The following is a 17,534-nucleotide window of genomic DNA, read 5'->3' as shown; positions in this document are numbered from 1 at the left end:
AAAGAATGGAGGCAACCCATGTCCACCTCATATTTTGTCGCCGCCGACTGGCTGATTGAGCACGGTGACGATCCGGAAGTACAGATTATTGACGCGCGTATGGCACCTGCCGGGCAGGAACACCTTCGCGATATGGTCGCAGAATACCGCGCAGGGCATTTGCCGGGCGCGGTATTTTTTGATATTGAAGCCCTGTCCGACCATAACTCCCCTCTCCCGCACATGCTGCCGCGCCCGGAAGCGTTCTCCGTGGCGATGCGCGAACTTGGCGTTAATCGTGACAAACACCTCGTGGTTTACGATGAAGGTAACCTCTTCTCCGCACCGCGCGCCTGGTGGATGCTGAAAAACTTTGGCGTGGAGAGAGTCTCAATTCTGGCAGGCGGCCTCGCAGGCTGGAAGCGTGATGAACTGCCATTGCAGCAGGGCGACGTGACGCTGCCGGAAGGCGAGTTCGACGCGACGTTTGATGCGCATCAGGTAAAACGTCTGACCGACGTGCTGGTGGTCAGTCATGAAAAAACGGCGCAAATTGTCGATGCCCGCCCTGCAGCGCGCTTTAACGCCCAGGCGGATGAACCGCGTCCGGGGCTGAAGTGCGGCCATATTCCCGGCGCGTTGAATGTGCCGTGGGGCGATCTGGTGTTTGAAGGTGAATTAAAAACGACCGATGAGCTGCGCGCCATTTTTGATCGTCAGGGCGTGGATTTGCATCGTCCCGTTATTGCCAGTTGCGGGTCCGGCGTCACGGCCTGCGTGGTGATTCTGGCGCTCGCCACACTCGGTGTAAACGACGTGACGCTCTATGATGGCGCCTGGAGTGAATGGGGTGCACGAGACGATTTGCCCGTTGAACCTGCCAAATAATGGATAACCGTCTGGCCACGCTGTTAACGCGCGGGGCGTCACTGACCCGCGCGGAATATCGCGTGCTGGCCCACCTCACAGAGCATCCTCTGCTGGTGGGCAATATTACGGTGCGCGAACTGGCGCAGGCGACGTTCGTCTCAACCGCCACCATTATGCGCCTGTGTCAGAAATTAGGCTTCAGCGGTTTCAGCGAATTTATCTGGCACTGCAAACAGCTGTTAACCGAGACACCGTATATCGCCGCGCAGGCACAACAGCGCCCCGAACTGCCGGCGCTTTTCAGTCAATTTATCGCGAACTATCAGCAAACCTTTCAGTGGGTAACGCAGGAGAAGCGCGCGCAATTTTCGACGTTACTGCGCCAGAAAGAGAGCTTCTTTCTTTATGGCGCCGGCTTCTCTTATCTCTTCGCCGAGTACCTTACCAAGAAATTGCAGGTGCTGGGCAAAACGGCGTTTATTTCCGGGCCGGGGGATAGCCGGAACATTTTCCTCAGCAACGCTGCGCGGTATCAGGTGTTTATCGCCGTCTCACGCAGCGGTGAAACCGAACAGGTGCTGGATAAAGCGCGGATTGCTAAAAACGTGGGTATGACGGTCGTGGCTTTTACGCGCGCTTCGGCCAATACGCTGGCGGGAATGGCAGATTTACACTTTGCCTTATATGACGAGGCGGTACATTACGCCGCAGAAGCCGCTGGCGTGACGTCGTTTGAGTCGAATCTGGTCCTGCTGATGGATTTACTGCTGCTGGAAGCGACGGGGTGAAAAATCACCCCGCGTAATCAGATAATGCGGGTGGTTTTGAGATCGCGCAGGAATCCGCCCCAGCGACGCTCGTAAAACGGCGTGATGTGCTCGGTAATAAAGTGGCTGATGCCCTTCTCATCCTTCTTCACCTGACAGATATCGATCGGCTCATCACCCAGCAGCGTATCGGTGGCAACACTGCCCGCAGCCTGAATAATCTCCTCGATATCGCCGTCTGCTTCAATGCCAATCAGCAGTACCGGCTGTTCATCCGTGCTCTCTTTAACAGAGCAGAGGAACGCGCGCCTCACGGGTTTGAGGGTTTTGAACAGCGTGGTCAGCGAATCAATCATCTGCGCAGGGGGTTCGGCTACTTCAGACAACAGCAGCGTTTCGCCCCCTTCCAGCACTTCCTGCGTACTGAGCGGGTTGCCCTCCTCGCCAATCAGATGGTTGATTTCACGCGGGGTGAACTCTTTCCCGGTTGGCAGTTTGGCGTTGAGGAACAAGGTCTGGCCCAGCGTCATTTCGAAGAGAGTGCGCACCGGCATCACCACGAACGCCTGCTCGTCTTCAACAGCCTGCTGCAGCGCTTCCAGCGAGGTGAAGAACGGGATCACCGACGTGCCGTCGTCTTTCTCCCAGTGGAGCAGGTCCAGCGCGCTGTCTTCAACAACCTGTTCGCCTTCCGCTGCGGTACCCGGAACCCAGACGGTGGACTCCAGCAACGTGCGGAAAAATGCCGGACGGTGGGCGGGCTCGGTCGCCGCCTGTTCCAGCAGAGTTTCTAATTCGTTTTTCGTTTCAGACATAGTTTGGCTACTTCAACATAATGTCGGCTGGCGCAAGGCTAACAGGCCTACAAAACCGTAGGCCCGGACAAGCACAGCGCCGCCGGACAAAGACAATTACTCGGCAGTCAACAGGTTCGCGATAGTACGCACGCCCAGTCCCGTTGCCCCTGCAGACCACTGCTCAACGGCCGCTTTACGGTAGGTTGCGGAGCAGTCGATGTGCAGCCAGCCCTCGTGATAGTTCTCAACGAAGTGAGACAGGAAGCCGGCCGCCGTGCTCGCACCCGCCGGATAGGCTGCGCTCGCGGTGTTGTTCAGTTCGGCGAAGTTAGACGGCAGCTGGCTGCGGTGGAATTCGGCCAGCGGCAGACGCCAGAACGGTTCGTTCTCCGCGGCCGCGCTTGCCAGCAGGCGAGCTGCCAGTTTGTCGTCAAAGCTGAACAGCGCATGGTAGTCGTTGCCCAGCGCGGTTTTCGCCGCACCGGTCAGGGTCGCCATGTCGATAATCAGCTCTGGCTTCTGCGCAGACGCGTCGATGAGACCATCGGCCAGCACCAGACGACCTTCCGCATCGGTGTTCATCACTTCCACGTTTTTACCGTTACGGTAGCGAATGATGTCGCCGAGCTTAAAGGCATTACCGCTCACCATGTTGTCCGCACAGCACAGGTAAAGCTTCACGCGCTTGTTCAGACCGCGCGTAATGGCAAACGCCAGCGCGCCGGTGATGGTTGCCGCACCGCCCATATCGGACTTCATGGAGTCCATGAACGCGCTCTGCTTCAGGCTGTAACCGCCGGTATCGAACGTGATGCCTTTCCCGACCAGGCAGGCAAATACCGGTGCTGCTTTATCACCGGTTGGGTTGTAATCCAGCGCCAGCAATACCGGAGGACGCTCGGAACCGCGACCCACGGTGTGGATCCCCATATAGTTCTGCTCGCGCAGGTCTTCACCTTTGGTGATGCGGTAAGACATTTTGTCGCCCGCCACGCCGCACAGCAGGTCAACGGCGCGCTGCGCAAGTTGTTCAGGACCCAGCTCTTCTGCCGGGGCGTTAATGGTATCGCGCACCCAGTCGATAATGGTCAGACGGCTTTCCAGCTCTTTCTGACCCGCTTCGTCGAGCGTCGCCCACTCGATTTTACGGCTGCCTTTCGGTCCTTTGTAACCCGCCCAGAATGCCCAGCTGCGGTCGATATCCCAGCCTTCGCCGTCCAGGGTGACATGTTTAATGCCCAGACCATCAATTTTGCGCGCCGCGCGCTGGATCAGACCCAAATCATCGTTGCCAGTCAGGTGCAGGGTAATACCGTCGTTGTTGATACTGTAGGTGGCTTTCTCGCCCCAGCGCGCGTCAGCAGGCTGATTCGAGATCGTAATCTTCATCGCTTCGGTCATTTTATTTATCCTTATTAGCAAACGGGCCGCCTGAAGGCAGCCCGTAAGGTGATTTATTCTGCTTCATCTAACCAGACTAACAGAATCGCCTCCAGAATTTTTTCATTGGATGCGTTTGGATCGTCGTCAAAATCGTCTAAATCGCAGATCCACTGATGCATATCGGTGAAGCGTACGGTTTTAGGATCGAGATCCGGGTTAGCGTCGTAGAGCGCTTCGCCGATTTCACGGCTGTCAGTCCACTTCAGTCCCATATCAGTGCTCGCGTGCGTGGTTGATGGTGTAGCGTGGGAATTCCACGACCAGATCTTCATCGGTCACCAGAGCCTGGCAGCTCAAACGGCTGTCTGGCTCCAGACCCCATGCTTTATCCAGCATGTCGTCTTCATCTTCGGTGCTCTCGGCCAGAGAGTCAAAACCTTCACGCACGATGCAGTGGCAGGTTGTGCAGGCACAGGATTTTTCACAGGCGTGTTCCACTTCGATACCGTTACGCAGGGCAACATCGAGAATGGTCTCACCGGTCTTCGCTTCCAGAACAGCACCATCCGGACAGAGGTCCGCATGAGGCAAAATAACAATCTTTGGCATATTAAACCTCGTCCACGGACTGGCCTTTCAGCGCGACGCGGACAGATTTGTCCATGCGGCGAGCAGCAAAGTCCTGGGTTTGTTTATCAACGTTTTTAATGGCTTCTTCTATTGCATCAGCATCATTGCCTTCGGCCACTGCGCTTAAGCGCGCGGCAGCCTCGTCAATCACCTGACGCTCAGCGGCGCTTAACAGCGCGGCGTCGGCAGCGAGCGCACCGTTCAGACTTTCCAGCACGCGTGCGGCTTCAACTTTCTGTTCTGCCAGCATACGCGCCTTCACATCCTGTTCGGCGTAGCTCATTGAATCCTGAATCATGGAGGCGATCTCACCATCGGTCAGGCCGTAGGACGGCTTCACCTGGATAGACGACTCAACGCCGGTGGATTTCTCCATCGCCGTGACGCTCAGCAGGCCGTCCGCATCCACCTGGAAGGTAACGCGAATATGCGCACCGCCCGCAGGCAGCGCAGGAATACCGCGCAGCGCAAAGCGCGCCAGTGAACGACAGTCCTGCACCAGCTCGCGCTCGCCCTGCATCACATGGATGGACATCGCGGTCTGGCCGTCTTTGAAGGTGGTGAATTCCTGCGCGCGCGCCACCGGAATGGTGGTGTTACGCGGAATGACTTTCTCCACCAGTCCCCCCATGGTTTCTAAACCCAGGGAGAGTGGAATAACATCCAGCAGCAACATCTCGCTGTCCGGCTTGTTGCCGACCAGAATGTCCGCCTGGATAGCCGCGCCCACGGCAACCACTTTATCCGGGTCGATGGACGTCAGCGGCGTGCGGCCAAAGAATTCACCCACACGTTCACGCACCAGCGGTACTCGCGTGGAGCCGCCAACCATGACCACTTCCAGCACCTCGTCAGCCTCAACGCCCGCATCTTTCAGTGCGCGACGGCAGGCCAGCAGAGTGCGTTTCACCAAAGGCGCGATCAGGTCGTTAAACTGTTCCCGGGTGATTTCCCCCTGCCAGCCCGCCACGTTGACGGTGACAGACTGCGCATCGCTCAGCGCGATTTTCGCGTCGATGGCCACGTCCAGCAGTTCACGCTGCACGCGTGCATCGCTGCGATCGGGAATACCCGCCTGCTCGCGAATGAAATCGGCGAGCAGATGGTCGAAGTCATCGCCACCCAGCGCAGAATCACCGCCGGTAGCCAGCACTTCAAACACCCCACGGCTTAAGCGCAGGATAGAAATATCAAAGGTCCCGCCACCCAGATCGTAAACCGCAATCACCCCTTCCTGACCGGAGTCCAGGCCGTAGGCAATGGCGGCCGCCGTCGGTTCGTTCAGCAGGCGCAGAACGTGCAGTCCCGCCAGACGCGCCGCGTCTTTGGTGCCCTGACGCTGTGCATCATCAAAGTAGGCCGGAACGGTAATGACCACGCCATCGAGATCGCCGCCGAGCGTTGCCGTAGCACGCGCCGCCAGCGCTTTGAGGATATCAGCAGAAACGCGGATCGGGTTCAGCAGCCCCGCTGCCGTGGCAATCATTGGCAGGCCGTTTTCACTGGCCTGCAGCTGATACGGCAAATGCGGATAACGGGTCTGAATATCGGCGAGGGAGCGGCCCATCATGCGTTTTACGGAACTGATGGTGTTCGCCGGATCGCGCGCGGCGTTCGCGCGTGCGTCGTAGCCAACCGCGTGGCCCTGCTGTTGGTAGTGGACCACGGAAGGCAGCAGATGACGGCCCTGCTCGTCAGCCAGCGTTTCCGCCTGGCCGCTTCGCACGGTCGCCACGAGAGAATTGGTGGTGCCCAGATCAATACCTACTGCCAGACGACGCTGGTGCGGTGCGGCACTTAAGCCAGGCTCACTAATTTGTAATAAGGCCATAATTGCTTCCGAAATTAAAAATCGAGCAGCTTTTCTTCGAGTTGTTCAGCACTGCTTCGCAGTTTATCGAGAAAACGGAGTTTGCGCACAGTGTCTGCCGCCACATCCCAGGTCTCGTTGTTCAGTTGCTCCACCATCAGTTGATGGCGGGTATCGAACATGCCTTTTACGCGCTTGATGAAGCTTTCCAGACGCGCTTCATCTTTGGCCTGTTCAATCTCATCCAGCTCTTCACGCAGTTCCAGCTGTTCCATCAAAAACGCCGTATCACGCACGGTGTGCTGTTCACTCGCCAGATCAAAGCCATGAAGCGAGAGCAGATACTCAGCGCGAGACAGTGGATGGCGCAGCGTCTGCCAGGCCTGATTGATGGTCGCAGATTGCGATACCGCAGCCAATTGCTCTGACTGAGTACCACTGGCGAATTTATCCGGATGATACTGACGCTGCAGATCCTGGAAGCGGATCGTCAGCGCCTGGAGATCAATCGGGTATTGAGCGGGTAGTCCGAAGAGAGTGAAGTAATCCATAACAATCTCAGGGGTAGCCTGTTAGAACAAACCCCACGCACAGGAGTCCTGCGGTGGGGTTTCGGATGACGCGCGGTTAAACGTGGAAGCTTTCGCCGCAACCACACTCGTCTTTGACGTTCGGGTTCGTGAATTTGAACCCTTCGTTCAGGCCTTCTTTTACAAAGTCCAGCTGAGTGCCATTGAGGAATTGCAGGCTTTTGCCATCGACCACCACCTTCACGCCCTTGTCTTCAAATACGGTGTCATCAGACGCCGGTTCGTCAACAAACTCCAGTACGTAAGCCATACCAGAACAGCCGGAGGTACGTACGCCCAGTCGCAGGCCAAAGCCTTTACCACGGTTCGCCAGAAAAGAGCTTACTCGCGCGGCAGCGCTGTCGCTAAGGGTAATCGACATACTCAAACCTCAATTATTTTGCTTCACGTTTGCTTTTGTAATCCGCAATGGCGGCTTTGATCGCGTCTTCTGCCAGGATAGAACAGTGAATTTTCACGGGTGGCAGTTCGAGTTCTTCAGCAATATCCGTGTTCTTGATTGCCTGTGCTTCGTCCAGAGACTTGCCCTTCACCCATTCGGTGACCAGGGAGCTGGAGGCGATAGCAGAACCGCAGCCGTAGGTCTTGAAGCGCGCATCTTCAATGATACCTTCATTGTTGACTTTAATCTGCAGCTTCATCACGTCGCCACACGCTGGCGCACCGACCATACCGCTACCTACGCTTTCGTCGCTGTTGTCAAAAGAGCCAACGTTGCGCGGGTTCTCGTAATGATCAATAACTTTTTCGCTGTATGCCATGTTGAATTCTCCTTATGTACCGATTAGTGATGTGACCATTCAATGCTGTTCAGATCCACGCCCTGCTTGAACATTTCCCACAGTGGAGAAAGGTCACGCAGACGACCGATGGAGTTGCGAACCAGCTTGATGGTGTAGTCAATCTCTTCTTCGGTAGTGAAACGACCTAAAGAGAAACGGATAGAGCTGTGTGCCAGCTCGTCAGTCATGCCCAGTGCGCGCAGCACATAGGATGGCTCCAGGCTTGCAGACGTACAGGCAGAACCGGAAGAAACCGCCAGGTCTTTCAGCGCCATAATCAGCGATTCACCTTCAACATAGTTGAAGCTGACGTTGAGAATGTTTGGTGCGCCCTGTTCGAGATCGCCGTTCAGATACACTTCTTCCATATCTTTCACGCCATCCCACAGACGGTTACGCAGCGTGCGCAGGCGCGCCATCTCGGTTTCCATCTCTTCTTTCGCAATACGGTAAGCTTCGCCCATACCCACGATCTGGTGAACAGGCAGCGTACCGGAACGCATACCGCGCTCGTGACCGCCACCGTGCATCTGTGCTTCGATGCGGATACGCGGTTTACGACGAACGTACAGTGCACCAATACCTTTCGGGCCATAGATTTTGTGGCCGGAGAAGGACATCAGGTCCACTTTCAGCTGGCTCAGATCGATAGGCAGTTTGCCCACGCTCTGGGTGGCGTCTACGTGGTAGATGATGCCGCGCGCACGGCACATTTCGCCGATGGTCGCGATATCTTGCACAACGCCAATTTCGTTGTTTACGTGCATGATGGAGACCAGAATGGTGTCATCACGCATGGCCGCTTCGAGCTCTTTCAGGTCGATGATACCGTTGCTCTGTGGTGCCAGGTAAGTCACGTCGAAACCTTCACGCTCGAGCTGACGGCAGGTGTCCAGCACGGCTTTGTGTTCGGTTTTGCTGGTGATGATGTGCTTGCCTTTTTTCTGATAAAAGTTGGCCGCACCTTTGATCGCCAGGTTATCGGATTCGGTCGCACCGGAGGTGAATACAATCTCACGCGGGTCGGCACCCACCAGGTCAGCAATCTGATTACGGGCGATATCTACCGCCTCTTCAGCATGCCAGCCAAAACGGTGTGAACGGGAAGCTGGGTTACCAAAGTTTCCGTCCAGGGTCAGACACTGCATCATTTTCTCGGCAACACGCGGGTCCACCGGCGTGGTTGCGGAGTAGTCGAGATAAATCGGTAATTTCATTGCTCTATAAACTCCGTACATCGCTTCAATGCAAGGAATCAGGCAACCGGCTGGATGTACGACCGAGTACACGGAGCGAGCGAACGCTCCGGCCTGATTCTGAAATACTTATCTTTTTATTACGCGCGTAATTTGACGTCGATCGCGTCCTGCCCGCGGGTGCTGCGTTGGGAGTCCTGGCTGTGCTGACGGCCAGAGACATCCAGAACTTCCTGGTTATTTACCAGTTCACCTAAGGTGATGTTGTTCAGGAAGCCGGTCAGACGATCGCTCAGGTCGCGCCACAGCGCGTGGGTCAGGCACTTATCGCCGCCCTGGCAGCCGCCTTTACCCTGGCAACGGGTCGCATCAACGGATTCGTCAACGGCACTGATCACTTCGCCAACTGCAATACTGCCCGCGTCTTTACCCAGCAGATAACCGCCGCCTGGGCCACGAACGCTGGAAACCAGTCCATTTTTACGCAGTCTGGAGAACAGCTGCTCCAGATAGGAGAGGGAGATCCCTTGTCGTTCAGAAATATCAGCCAACGGAACCGGGCCCGCTTCGGAGTTGAGCGCAACGTCCAGCATCGCGGTCACGGCATAACGCCCTTTAGATGTCAGTCTCATGTCTTACTTAACCTCAAACTCGCCCCTGCCCGGGGTTTTTTATAGTAAAATGGGGGTATTGCATAGCAGGGCCAAGTCTGACATTCCTGACTAAAATGGTCAACTATTTACTTGACTGTTTTAGTCAGGTATTTAACCTTCCGTGCCGTATCACCAGGATGGGCACTACTCTTTATTCTTTTGCTCAATCGACGCCAGAATCCCGCGCAGAATGTTCAGTTCCTGGCTTTCCGGACGCGCACGGGTAAACAGGCGGCGCAGCTTGTTCATTACCTGCCCCGGATGACCTTCACGGATGAAACCGGTAGAGAGCAGGGTCTGCTCCAGGTGACCATAGAAGCGCTCCAGATCGTCCACCAGCGGGTAGACGGCCTCTTCCTGCGGCTCTGCCGTTGCTTTTTCCTGCGTCGCCAGCCACGCCATACGCACTTCATAGGCAATCACCTGAACGGCCATTGCCAGGTTCAGGGAGCTATATTCCGGGTTAGCGGCAATGGCCACGTGGTAATGGCACTTCTGCAGTTCATCGTTGGTCAGGCCCACGCGTTCACGGCCAAATACCAGCGCTACAGGAGCCTGTTCGGCTTCAGAGACGCTTTTCAGACCGCATTCACGCGGATCCAGCATCGGCCACGGCAGTGTACGGGAGCGGGCGCTGGTCCCGACCACCAGACTGCACCCTGCCAGGGCTTCGTCCAGAGTATCCACGATCTGCGCGTTACCAATGACATCGCTGGCGCCCGCAGCCAGAGCGATAGCCTGTGAGTCGGGTTTCACCAGTGGGTTAACCAGCCACAGGTTCGTTAAGCCCATGGTTTTCATAGCGCGGGCTACGGAGCCCATATTGCCAGTGTGCGATGTTTCGACCAGCACGATTCGAATGTTTTGCAGCATAGTTTTAATGTCTGGATTCTGTGTCTGAAGAATATTCGGCCATATTATCATAAACGAGAGACATATTCCGATCTCGCTGCTATACTCTGCGCCGATTTTCCCGTTCTTTAACATCCAGTGAGAGAGACCGATGCATCCGATGCTGACCATCGCCGTGCGCGCAGCGCGCAAGGCGGGTAATGTAATTGCCAAACACTACGAAACGCCAGATTCTGTTGAAACCAGCCAGAAAGGCAGCAATGATTTCGTAACCAACGTCGATAAAGCCGCTGAAGCGATTATTATCGATACCATCCGCAAATCTTACCCGCAGCACACCATCATCACCGAAGAAAGCGGTGAACTTGAAGGTACCGATCAGGATGTTCAATGGGTTATCGATCCACTGGATGGCACCACCAACTTCGTCAAACGTCTGCCACACTTCTCCGTGTCTATCGCAGTACGCATTAAAGGCCGTACTGAAGTCGCCGTGGTTTACGATCCAATGCGTAACGAACTGTTCACAGCAACCCGCGGTCAGGGCGCGCAGCTGAACGGCTACCGTCTGCGCTGCAGCAATGCACGCGACCTCGACGGTACCATTCTGGCGACCGGCTTCCCGTTCAAGGCGAAGCAGCACGCAACCACTTACATGAATATTCTGGGCAAACTGTTCACCGAATGCGCGGACTTCCGTCGCACCGGTTCTGCCGCGCTGGACCTGGCCTATGTGGCTACCGGTCGCGTTGACGGTTACTTTGAGCTGTCACTGAAGCCGTGGGATTTTGCAGCGGGCGAGCTGATCGCGCGTGAATCAGGCGCCATTGTTTGCGATTTCACCGGCGGACACAACCATCTGACGACCGGCAACATCGTTGCAGGTAACCCACGTGTTGTTAAAGCCATGCTGGCAAACATGCGTGATGAGCTGAGCGACGCGCTGAAGCGTTAATCCAGCCTGCGGTGCCCTCTCCCGCCGGGAAAGGGCACCATGCTGTACCTGACTAAAACGGCCTTAATCCCCTTCCCACCGGCACCGCGCTCATCCACATCGTTACCGCAGCCACCAGCAGAATCATCCCGCCCGCCAGCGCGAGCGTTGTCCATCCGACCTGCCGCCACAGCACCGGCGTTTTATTGCCGCTGAGTTTGACCGCCAGTTGACGGAAACTGTGCACCAGCAGTGCCAGTGACGAAATCGTGAGTGACGTCCCGGCCGCCATGGCCAATGCCGAGAGCATTCCCCAGCCAAATACACCCATCACCTTACTGAAAAGCAGCACCATGATTGCCCCTGAACACGGACGCATGCCCATTGAGAGCACAACCATCAGCCGCGCTCGCCAGTCATCACCGTTCTGCAGCTGCGCCTGCGTCGGCAGATGCTGATGTCCACAGCCGCAGTTCGCAGTGTGTCCATGGTGCGGCGTAAAAGCCCTGAACTGGGGTTTGTGCAGCAAAGCCCGCAGTTTTTTCAGTGCCCGCCAGCACAGGAGCAGGCCCAGCACACCGACCAGCGCGTAACTGCCCTTCTCCAGCCAGAAACTGCTGATATGCAGCTGACGAGCAGGAAGGCGTAATAACGACAGGACGACCACCACCAGCGCAATCGCCACGCCGCCCTGAAGCAGCGAAGATGCGAGGGTCAACCCGATGCTTGATTTGAGCCTGGACGGATGGGTCGCAAGCCAGGTCGCGATCACGATTTTGCCGTGTCCCGGCCCCAGCGCATGCAGGACACCGTAGAGAAAGCTGAAGGCCAGAAGAGAACCGCCTGCCTTCGTCGGGTTCTCCGCCACCGCCTTCAGTAAACCACTCATCTGCTGGTTGACCTCGCGCTGCCAGACAATGCTTTTCATCATCACCTGCGGCCAGGCGTGCCATAGCCACAACGCGCCGCACACGGCCAGCAGCAAAAAGAGCGCCAGCGGCCAGAGATGAAGCCAGCGGCGTGATTTTCGTGCCGGAGACGCGATCACTGACATTGCAACGTCACCTGCTGTGCGAACTGTTTACCCAGCTCCATGTCTTCGGGTGGTGCATCTTCTTTATCGAGAGAGACCGCAAAATTGAGCGTCTCTTCGCTCGGTTTTGGCGTGTGCATTGCCATCTTGCAGGTTTTTTGCAGGGCTGCCGGTAGCGTCACATCACTCTCCTCTGCGTAATGCATATCGACATAGTAAGTGGGATCAAAGGTGGAAAACGTATAGGTCTGCCCAGCCAGCGGTTGCGGATGCGCCAGCGGCAGGACAAACGTCAGTACCGCCTGATGTCCGTCGCGGGTCATGCCATATTCCGTCGGCCGATTCATAAATTTCACTTTTTGTCCGTTGTGCCAGAACTCGGTGAAATAGTGCTGACCAAGCACGTTGGCCATCACTTCCGCCGCCAGCTTTTTCCAGATTTCATCCCCGGGTTTTGCATTCCCGGCATCGTACAGCAGGTCAGCCGAGGTGATTTCATCCATCGTCCAGCGCATTTTCAGGCCACTGAGCTGCGTTCCGTCCGTTACCAGCTCGGTTTTCAGGCTGATAAAACTGTGAGGATGCGCGACGACAGCAAAGGGGATCACCGTCAAAAATAACGCCATTGCGCTTTGTTTAACTGTTTGCATCAATTCCTCACGTCATAAATTCTGTGATGTTCGCCAGCAATCCTGAGTGAAAGGCCTGCCGGCGCGCTTTTCAGCGCCCATCCTTTAGCTATTCTTATCAAACATTCCCACTGGATACCCGACAGATGATGACGACGCTTGAAATTCCATCTGTGCTTTCCAGTTCGCAGCGCCGCTGCCAGGTGCTTTTAATGCTTTACCTGCCCGATGCTGCCGTTACCGCACAGAGCATTATCGCTGCCAATGGCGTGGACGACGCTATGGCACGGCAAGATATAGCCGAGACGCGCGATGAAATCCAGCGCTATCACCGGCTCGACATCGTCACGTACCATGACGGCAGCTACCGGATTGAAGGCTCAGCCCTGAATCAACGTTTATGCCTGTTGCACTGGCTGCGCAGGGCTATGCGGCTGTGTCCGCAATTCGTTTCGCATCAGTTTACCCCCGCGCTGAAAACCGCGCTTAAACAGCAGGGCATTGCCCGTCCTCTCTATGACGATACCAACCTGCGGGCGTTGATCAGCTTCTGCTCGCGCAAGCTTCAGCGCCCGTTTGATTGCCGGGACGTACAGTTTTTGCAACTCTATCTGCAGTATTGCCTGATGCAGCATCATCTGGGGAATACCCCGCAGTTTTCATCGGTGCAGCGTAACTGGACGCAATCAAGAGGGGAATATTTCACCGCTCAGGAGATTGTTCGTCACTGGAAACGCCGTGTGCCACAAGGGACCCACAGCGATGAACAACTGTTTCTTGCACTGCTGTTTATGATGCTGCGCACCCCTGACCCTGTGCTTGATAAGCATCAGCAGGATCAGCGCCTGCGTCGGGCGATTGTGCGCATGGTCGCCCGTTTTCGGGCGCAAACCGGGATGAACTTCAGCGATGAACAGGGGCTGACCGATCAGCTTTATATTCATCTGGCCCAGGCGCTGGACCGTTCGCTGTTTGAGATAGGCATCGACAATAGCCTGCCGGAAGAGATCCATCGTCTCTACCCCCGCCTGTTACGCACCACCAAAGAGGCGTTGTTTGAGCTGGAAGCGGAATTCGGGCTGCGTTTTTCTGATGAAGAGATGAGCCTGGTGGCGGTCATTTTCGGCGCCTGGCTGATGCAGGAGACCGAACTGCATGAGAAGCAGGTGGTGTTATTGACGGGAGAGGATAAATCCTGTGAGGACGTGATAGAGCAGCAACTGCGCGAATTGACGTTGCTGCCGCTCAACATTCGATATCAGACGCTGCAGGCCTATCAGAAAGAGGGGGCACCGCGCGAAGCGGCGCTGGTCATCACCCCTTATCCGACCGCCCTGCCCCTGTTCTCACCACCGCTGATCCACGCCGTTGAGACGCTGAACACGCAGCAGCAAGAACATATTCGCGCCATGCTGGAATCGTAGCTACGCGCGCGCGGCGACTTTAGGGCGAACGAACATCGCCGGTAGGGCGACAAGCGCCATGACCCAGAAGACCCCCTGTCCCAGATGCTGGTAAAGGAAGCCCGCAAAGACCGTCATCACCGCAATACTGCCGCCCATCGCCACCGCCGAATAAACCGACTGCAACCGAATGACATCTCCGCCTTCACGCGCGGCGATATAACGCATGGCCGCCAGGTGACATACCGTGAAGGTGCCGCAGTGCAGAATTTGCGCCACGATCAGCCACGGCAGCTCGGTCGTCCAGCCCATAATGCCCCACCGTATAACACCACAGACGGCAGAAAGCAGGAGCAGATCGCGCGCGCCGAAGCGCCGGAACAGCTTTTTGCTCAGCGCGAAGATAATCACCTCAGCGACCACACCGAGCGACCACAGGTAACCCACTGCAGATGCGGAGTATCCTGCCCCCTGCCAGTAGATGGCGCTGAAACCATAGTACGCCGCGTGCGCGCCCTGCAGCAGACAGACGCAGGCCAGGAAACGCCAGCTTTGTGCCACCAGGCTTCGCCAGGCCGGCCAGCCGGCGCTTTCCTGATGACGGCTCTCACCTTGCGGCATTACCGATGGACGCAACAGCATCCCCAGCAGCATGGAGGCAATACCGATACTCAGCAGCGCAAGGATCGCACGGTAATCGTAAAGGCTAACCAGTTTACCCACCAGTGCAGAGCCGATGACAAAGGCAATTGAGCCCCACAGCCGCACGCGGCCATAATCCATCGTTATCTGTTTTTGCCAGGTGTTTGCCAGGGCATCCGTCAGCGGAACCAGCGGCGAGAAAAAGAGGTTAAAACCGACCATCACCACCATCAGCCATGCAAACTGGTGGCTCACCCAGAAACAGGCGACAAAGACCAGCGTCAACAGCGCCAGAATGCGTACCGCCTTAATCAGCAAGGAGGGATCGCTGACGCGCGGTGCGATCAGCAGGCTTCCCAGGAAACGTGCCACCAGACCAGCGCCAAGCAGGATACCTATGGTCTCGGGCGTCAGGCCGATCCCCTTGAGCCAGACGCTCCAGAAAGGCAGAAAAATACCGTAGCTAAAGAAATAGGTGAAATAACTGAGCGCCAGCCAGCGCGTGGAATGCAAGACCATGAATCCCTCCCGAAATGGAGGCCATAGTCTGGCGAGAATACAAAAATTAAGCAAGTCGATAGCCTGCTATAAATTAACGAAAATTTAACATATTGTGCAGTCATCTGACTTATGGCAGGGAATGAAAATGTGTATTACGTTTAAATTACTCCACTTGCAGAGGTATTTCTGCCATGAACTCACTTCGCTATTTAGATTTCGGCCAGGCACGTCACCTGTTGCTGTTAATAGGTCGTATCGCGCTTGTCGTACTGTTTATTATCTTCGGCTATCCAAAACTGACGGGATTTAGCGGGACCGTACAATATATGACGTCGCTGGGTACACCCATGCCCATGCTGGCGGCCATTATTGCGGTGGTAATGGAGGTGCCTGCCGCCATCCTGATCGTGCTGGGCTTTTTCACCCGCCCTGTTGCCGTACTCTTTGTATTTTACACGCTGGGTACCGCGATTATCGGCCACCACTACTGGGATATGACCGGTGATGCCGTCATGCCGAATATGATTAACTTCTACAAGAATATCAGTATTGCCGGAGCGTTTATTTTACTGGCGATAGTGGGACCGGGAGCCCTCTCCCTTGACCGGCGTTAACCCATAAAAAAGGCCGCAATCGCGGCCTTTTTTATTTCTGCAAAACAAAAAGATTATGCGTATACCGGGAAGCGTGCGCAGATTTCCAGAACTTTACCTTTAACGCGCTCGATAACCGCTTCGTCATTGATATTGTCCAGAACATCACACATCCAGCCTGCCAGCTCTTTCACTTCCGCTTCTTTAAAGCCGCGGCGAGTAACAGCCGGAGAACCGATACGGATACCGGAGGTCACGAACGGGCTCTTCGGATCGTTTGGCACGCTGTTTTTGTTCACGGTGATGTTGGCACGGCCAAGGGCAGCGTCAGCTTCTTTACCGGTCAGGTTTTTATCAACCAGGTCCAGCAGGAACAGGTGGTTCTCAGTACCACCGGAAACCACTTTGTAACCGCGGTTCAGGAAGACGTCCACCATCGCTTTGGCGTTTTTAGCAACCTGCTGCTGGTAAACTTTAAACTCTGGCTCCATCGATTCTTTCAGCGCCACCGCTTTCGCCGCGATAACGTGCATCAGTGGGCCGCCCTGCGCGCTTGGGAATACGGCAGAGTTCAGCTTTTTGTACAGCTCTTCGTCGCCACCTTTTGCCAGGATCAAGCCACCGCGTGGGCCCGCCAGGGTTTTGTGCGTGGTGGTGGTCACAACGTGAGCATGCGGAACCGGGTTCGGATAAACGCCTGCAGCAATCAGGCCGGCAACGTGCGCCATGTCAACGAACAGGTAAGCACCGATGCTGTCTGCGATTTCACGCATTTTTGCCCAGTCAACGATACCGGAGTAAGCAGAGAAACCGCCGATAATCATCTTCGGTTTGTGGGTCTGCGCCTGCTTCGCCATGTCTTCGTAGTCAATTTTACCGGACTCATCAATGCCGTAAGGAATGATGTTGTACAGTTTGCCAGAGAAGTTAACCGGAGAGCCGTGAGTCAGGTGGCCGCCTTGCGCCAGGTTCATACCCAGAACGGTATCGCCCGGTTGCAGCAGCGCGGTGTAGACCGCGAAGTTAGCCTGAGAGCCAGAGTGCGGCTGTACGTTAGCGTAGTCGGCGCCAAACAGTTCTTTAGCGCGATCGATGGCCAGTTGCTCAACGATATCAACGTACTCGCAACCGCCGTAGTAGCGTTTGCCCGGGTAACCTTCAGCGTATTTGTTGGTCAGCTGAGAACCCTGCGCCTGCATTACGCGCGGGCTGGTGTAGTTTTCGGAGGCGATCAGTTCGATGTGCTCTTCCTGACGTACTTTTTCCTGCTCCATAGCCTGCCACAGTTCGGCATCATAATCGGCAATGTTCATTTCACGCTTTAACATCCGCATCTCCTGACTCAGCTAACAATAAAATTTTGGCCTGAAAAGGCAGTCCTGTTGGACGACGGGCAACAGTATAACTGATTAGTTCTGTGATAACAGGTCTTGACAAACGATTTTACGCAAACGTTTTCCTACCCGCCACGCAAGGGTTTGAGGAATAAA

The 17,534-nt window shown here is 55.8% G+C and carries 20 protein-coding genes; 5 read left to right on the top strand and 15 right to left on the bottom strand.

The window, feature by feature from the left end; genetic code table 11:
• Positions 1–18 precede the first annotated feature (18 nt).
• A complete protein-coding gene (gene sseA, locus QLG09_RS13075; protein WP_282488972.1) occupies positions 19–867 on the top strand; it encodes a 3-mercaptopyruvate sulfurtransferase in 849 nt (282 codons plus the stop codon).
• Positions 867–1,637, top strand: coding sequence for a MurR/RpiR family transcriptional regulator (locus QLG09_RS13070; RefSeq protein WP_014171175.1), 771 nt, complete (start codon positions 867–869; stop codon positions 1,635–1,637). Before sseA ends, QLG09_RS13070 begins: the two co-directional genes overlap by 1 nt.
• Before the next feature lie 17 nt (positions 1,638–1,654).
• On the opposite strand, the gene sseB is transcribed toward QLG09_RS13070, so the two are convergent.
• From sseB to trmJ, 11 genes are all read right to left on the bottom strand, one after another.
• A complete protein-coding gene (sseB, locus tag QLG09_RS13065) occupies positions 1,655–2,431 on the bottom strand; it encodes an enhanced serine sensitivity protein SseB (RefSeq protein WP_049022225.1) in 777 nt (258 codons plus the stop codon).
• A 96-nt stretch (positions 2,432–2,527) separates the two neighbouring features.
• The gene (gene pepB, locus QLG09_RS13060) at positions 2,528–3,814 is read right to left on the bottom strand and encodes an aminopeptidase PepB (RefSeq protein WP_020883024.1); all 1,287 of its coding nucleotides are present in this window, start codon (positions 3,812–3,814) and stop codon (positions 2,528–2,530) included.
• Positions 3,815–3,867: 53 nt separating this feature from the next.
• Positions 3,868–4,068 carry a Fe-S cluster assembly protein IscX gene (gene iscX / locus QLG09_RS13055; protein ID WP_014171178.1) on the bottom strand — a complete coding sequence of 67 codons (201 nt, stop codon included), beginning with the start codon at positions 4,066–4,068 and terminating at the stop codon, positions 3,868–3,870.
• A 1-nt stretch (position 4,069) separates the two neighbouring features.
• Complete coding sequence (gene fdx, locus QLG09_RS13050; protein ID WP_014171179.1) at positions 4,070–4,405, bottom strand: ISC system 2Fe-2S type ferredoxin; 336 nt, start codon at positions 4,403–4,405, stop codon at positions 4,070–4,072.
• A 1-nt stretch (position 4,406) separates the two neighbouring features.
• Positions 4,407–6,257, bottom strand: a complete 1,851-nt coding sequence (gene hscA / locus QLG09_RS13045) for a Fe-S protein assembly chaperone HscA (RefSeq protein ID WP_020883023.1) — start codon at positions 6,255–6,257, stop codon at positions 4,407–4,409.
• Between the two features lie 14 nt (positions 6,258–6,271).
• Positions 6,272–6,787: a co-chaperone HscB gene (hscB, locus tag QLG09_RS13040; RefSeq protein ID WP_014171181.1), complete on the bottom strand. Its 516-nt coding sequence runs from the start codon at positions 6,785–6,787 to the stop codon at positions 6,272–6,274.
• A 76-nt stretch (positions 6,788–6,863) separates the two neighbouring features.
• The gene (gene iscA, locus QLG09_RS13035) at positions 6,864–7,187 is read right to left on the bottom strand and encodes an iron-sulfur cluster assembly protein IscA (RefSeq protein ID WP_003860659.1); all 324 of its coding nucleotides are present in this window, start codon (positions 7,185–7,187) and stop codon (positions 6,864–6,866) included.
• A gap of 13 nt (positions 7,188–7,200) precedes the next feature.
• Complete coding sequence (gene iscU / locus QLG09_RS13030; RefSeq protein ID WP_003860661.1) at positions 7,201–7,587, bottom strand: Fe-S cluster assembly scaffold IscU; 387 nt, start codon at positions 7,585–7,587, stop codon at positions 7,201–7,203.
• A 23-nt stretch (positions 7,588–7,610) separates the two neighbouring features.
• Positions 7,611–8,825, bottom strand: a complete 1,215-nt coding sequence (iscS, locus tag QLG09_RS13025) for a cysteine desulfurase (protein ID WP_020883022.1) — start codon at positions 8,823–8,825, stop codon at positions 7,611–7,613.
• A gap of 119 nt (positions 8,826–8,944) precedes the next feature.
• A complete protein-coding gene (gene iscR / locus QLG09_RS13020; protein WP_020883021.1) occupies positions 8,945–9,436 on the bottom strand; it encodes a Fe-S cluster assembly transcriptional regulator IscR in 492 nt (163 codons plus the stop codon).
• A gap of 165 nt (positions 9,437–9,601) precedes the next feature.
• The gene (trmJ, locus tag QLG09_RS13015; RefSeq protein WP_032669904.1) at positions 9,602–10,330 is read right to left on the bottom strand and encodes a tRNA (cytosine(32)/uridine(32)-2'-O)-methyltransferase TrmJ; all 729 of its coding nucleotides are present in this window, start codon (positions 10,328–10,330) and stop codon (positions 9,602–9,604) included.
• Positions 10,331–10,460: 130 nt separating this feature from the next.
• On the opposite strand from trmJ, the gene suhB reads away from it, so the two are divergent.
• On the top strand, positions 10,461–11,264 hold the full coding sequence (gene suhB / locus QLG09_RS13010; RefSeq protein WP_020883019.1) for an inositol-1-monophosphatase: 804 nt from the start codon (positions 10,461–10,463) through the stop codon (positions 11,262–11,264).
• Positions 11,265–11,316: 52 nt separating this feature from the next.
• Here the strand turns inward: suhB and QLG09_RS13005 are convergent, their stop codons facing one another.
• Complete coding sequence (locus QLG09_RS13005) at positions 11,317–12,297, bottom strand: nickel/cobalt transporter (RefSeq protein ID WP_282488970.1); 981 nt, start codon at positions 12,295–12,297, stop codon at positions 11,317–11,319.
• On the bottom strand, positions 12,288–12,926 hold the full coding sequence (locus QLG09_RS13000) for a DUF1007 family protein (protein ID WP_047743086.1): 639 nt from the start codon (positions 12,924–12,926) through the stop codon (positions 12,288–12,290). Before QLG09_RS13000 ends, QLG09_RS13005 begins: the two co-directional genes overlap by 10 nt.
• Before the next feature lie 125 nt (positions 12,927–13,051).
• Between QLG09_RS13000 and csiE the strand changes: the two genes are divergently transcribed.
• Positions 13,052–14,329 carry a stationary phase inducible protein CsiE gene (gene csiE, locus QLG09_RS12995; RefSeq protein ID WP_282488968.1) on the top strand — a complete coding sequence of 426 codons (1,278 nt, stop codon included), beginning with the start codon at positions 13,052–13,054 and terminating at the stop codon, positions 14,327–14,329.
• Here the strand turns inward: csiE and QLG09_RS12990 are convergent, their stop codons facing one another.
• Entirely contained in the window at positions 14,330–15,469 is a 1,140-nt protein-coding gene (locus QLG09_RS12990) for a 3-phenylpropionate MFS transporter (protein WP_282488967.1), read from the bottom strand. It lies immediately after the preceding gene.
• Between the two features lie 173 nt (positions 15,470–15,642).
• Here QLG09_RS12990 and QLG09_RS12985 point away from each other — a divergent pair, with 173 nt between their 5' ends.
• Positions 15,643–16,065 carry a DoxX family protein gene (locus QLG09_RS12985; protein ID WP_014171191.1) on the top strand — a complete coding sequence of 141 codons (423 nt, stop codon included), beginning with the start codon at positions 15,643–15,645 and terminating at the stop codon, positions 16,063–16,065.
• 53 nt (positions 16,066–16,118) lie between these two features.
• Here the strand turns inward: QLG09_RS12985 and glyA are convergent, their stop codons facing one another.
• On the bottom strand, positions 16,119–17,372 hold the full coding sequence (glyA, locus tag QLG09_RS12980; RefSeq protein ID WP_282488966.1) for a serine hydroxymethyltransferase: 1,254 nt from the start codon (positions 17,370–17,372) through the stop codon (positions 16,119–16,121).
• Positions 17,373–17,534 lie beyond the last annotated feature (162 nt).

Origin of the sequence: Enterobacter sp. V89_11 (genome assembly GCF_029967775.1) — a bacterium.
Classification (GTDB): domain Bacteria; phylum Pseudomonadota; class Gammaproteobacteria; order Enterobacterales; family Enterobacteriaceae; genus Enterobacter; species Enterobacter ludwigii.
Note: the sequence above shows the minus strand (reverse complement) of the source record. Positions and strands in the feature narration are given on the sequence as shown.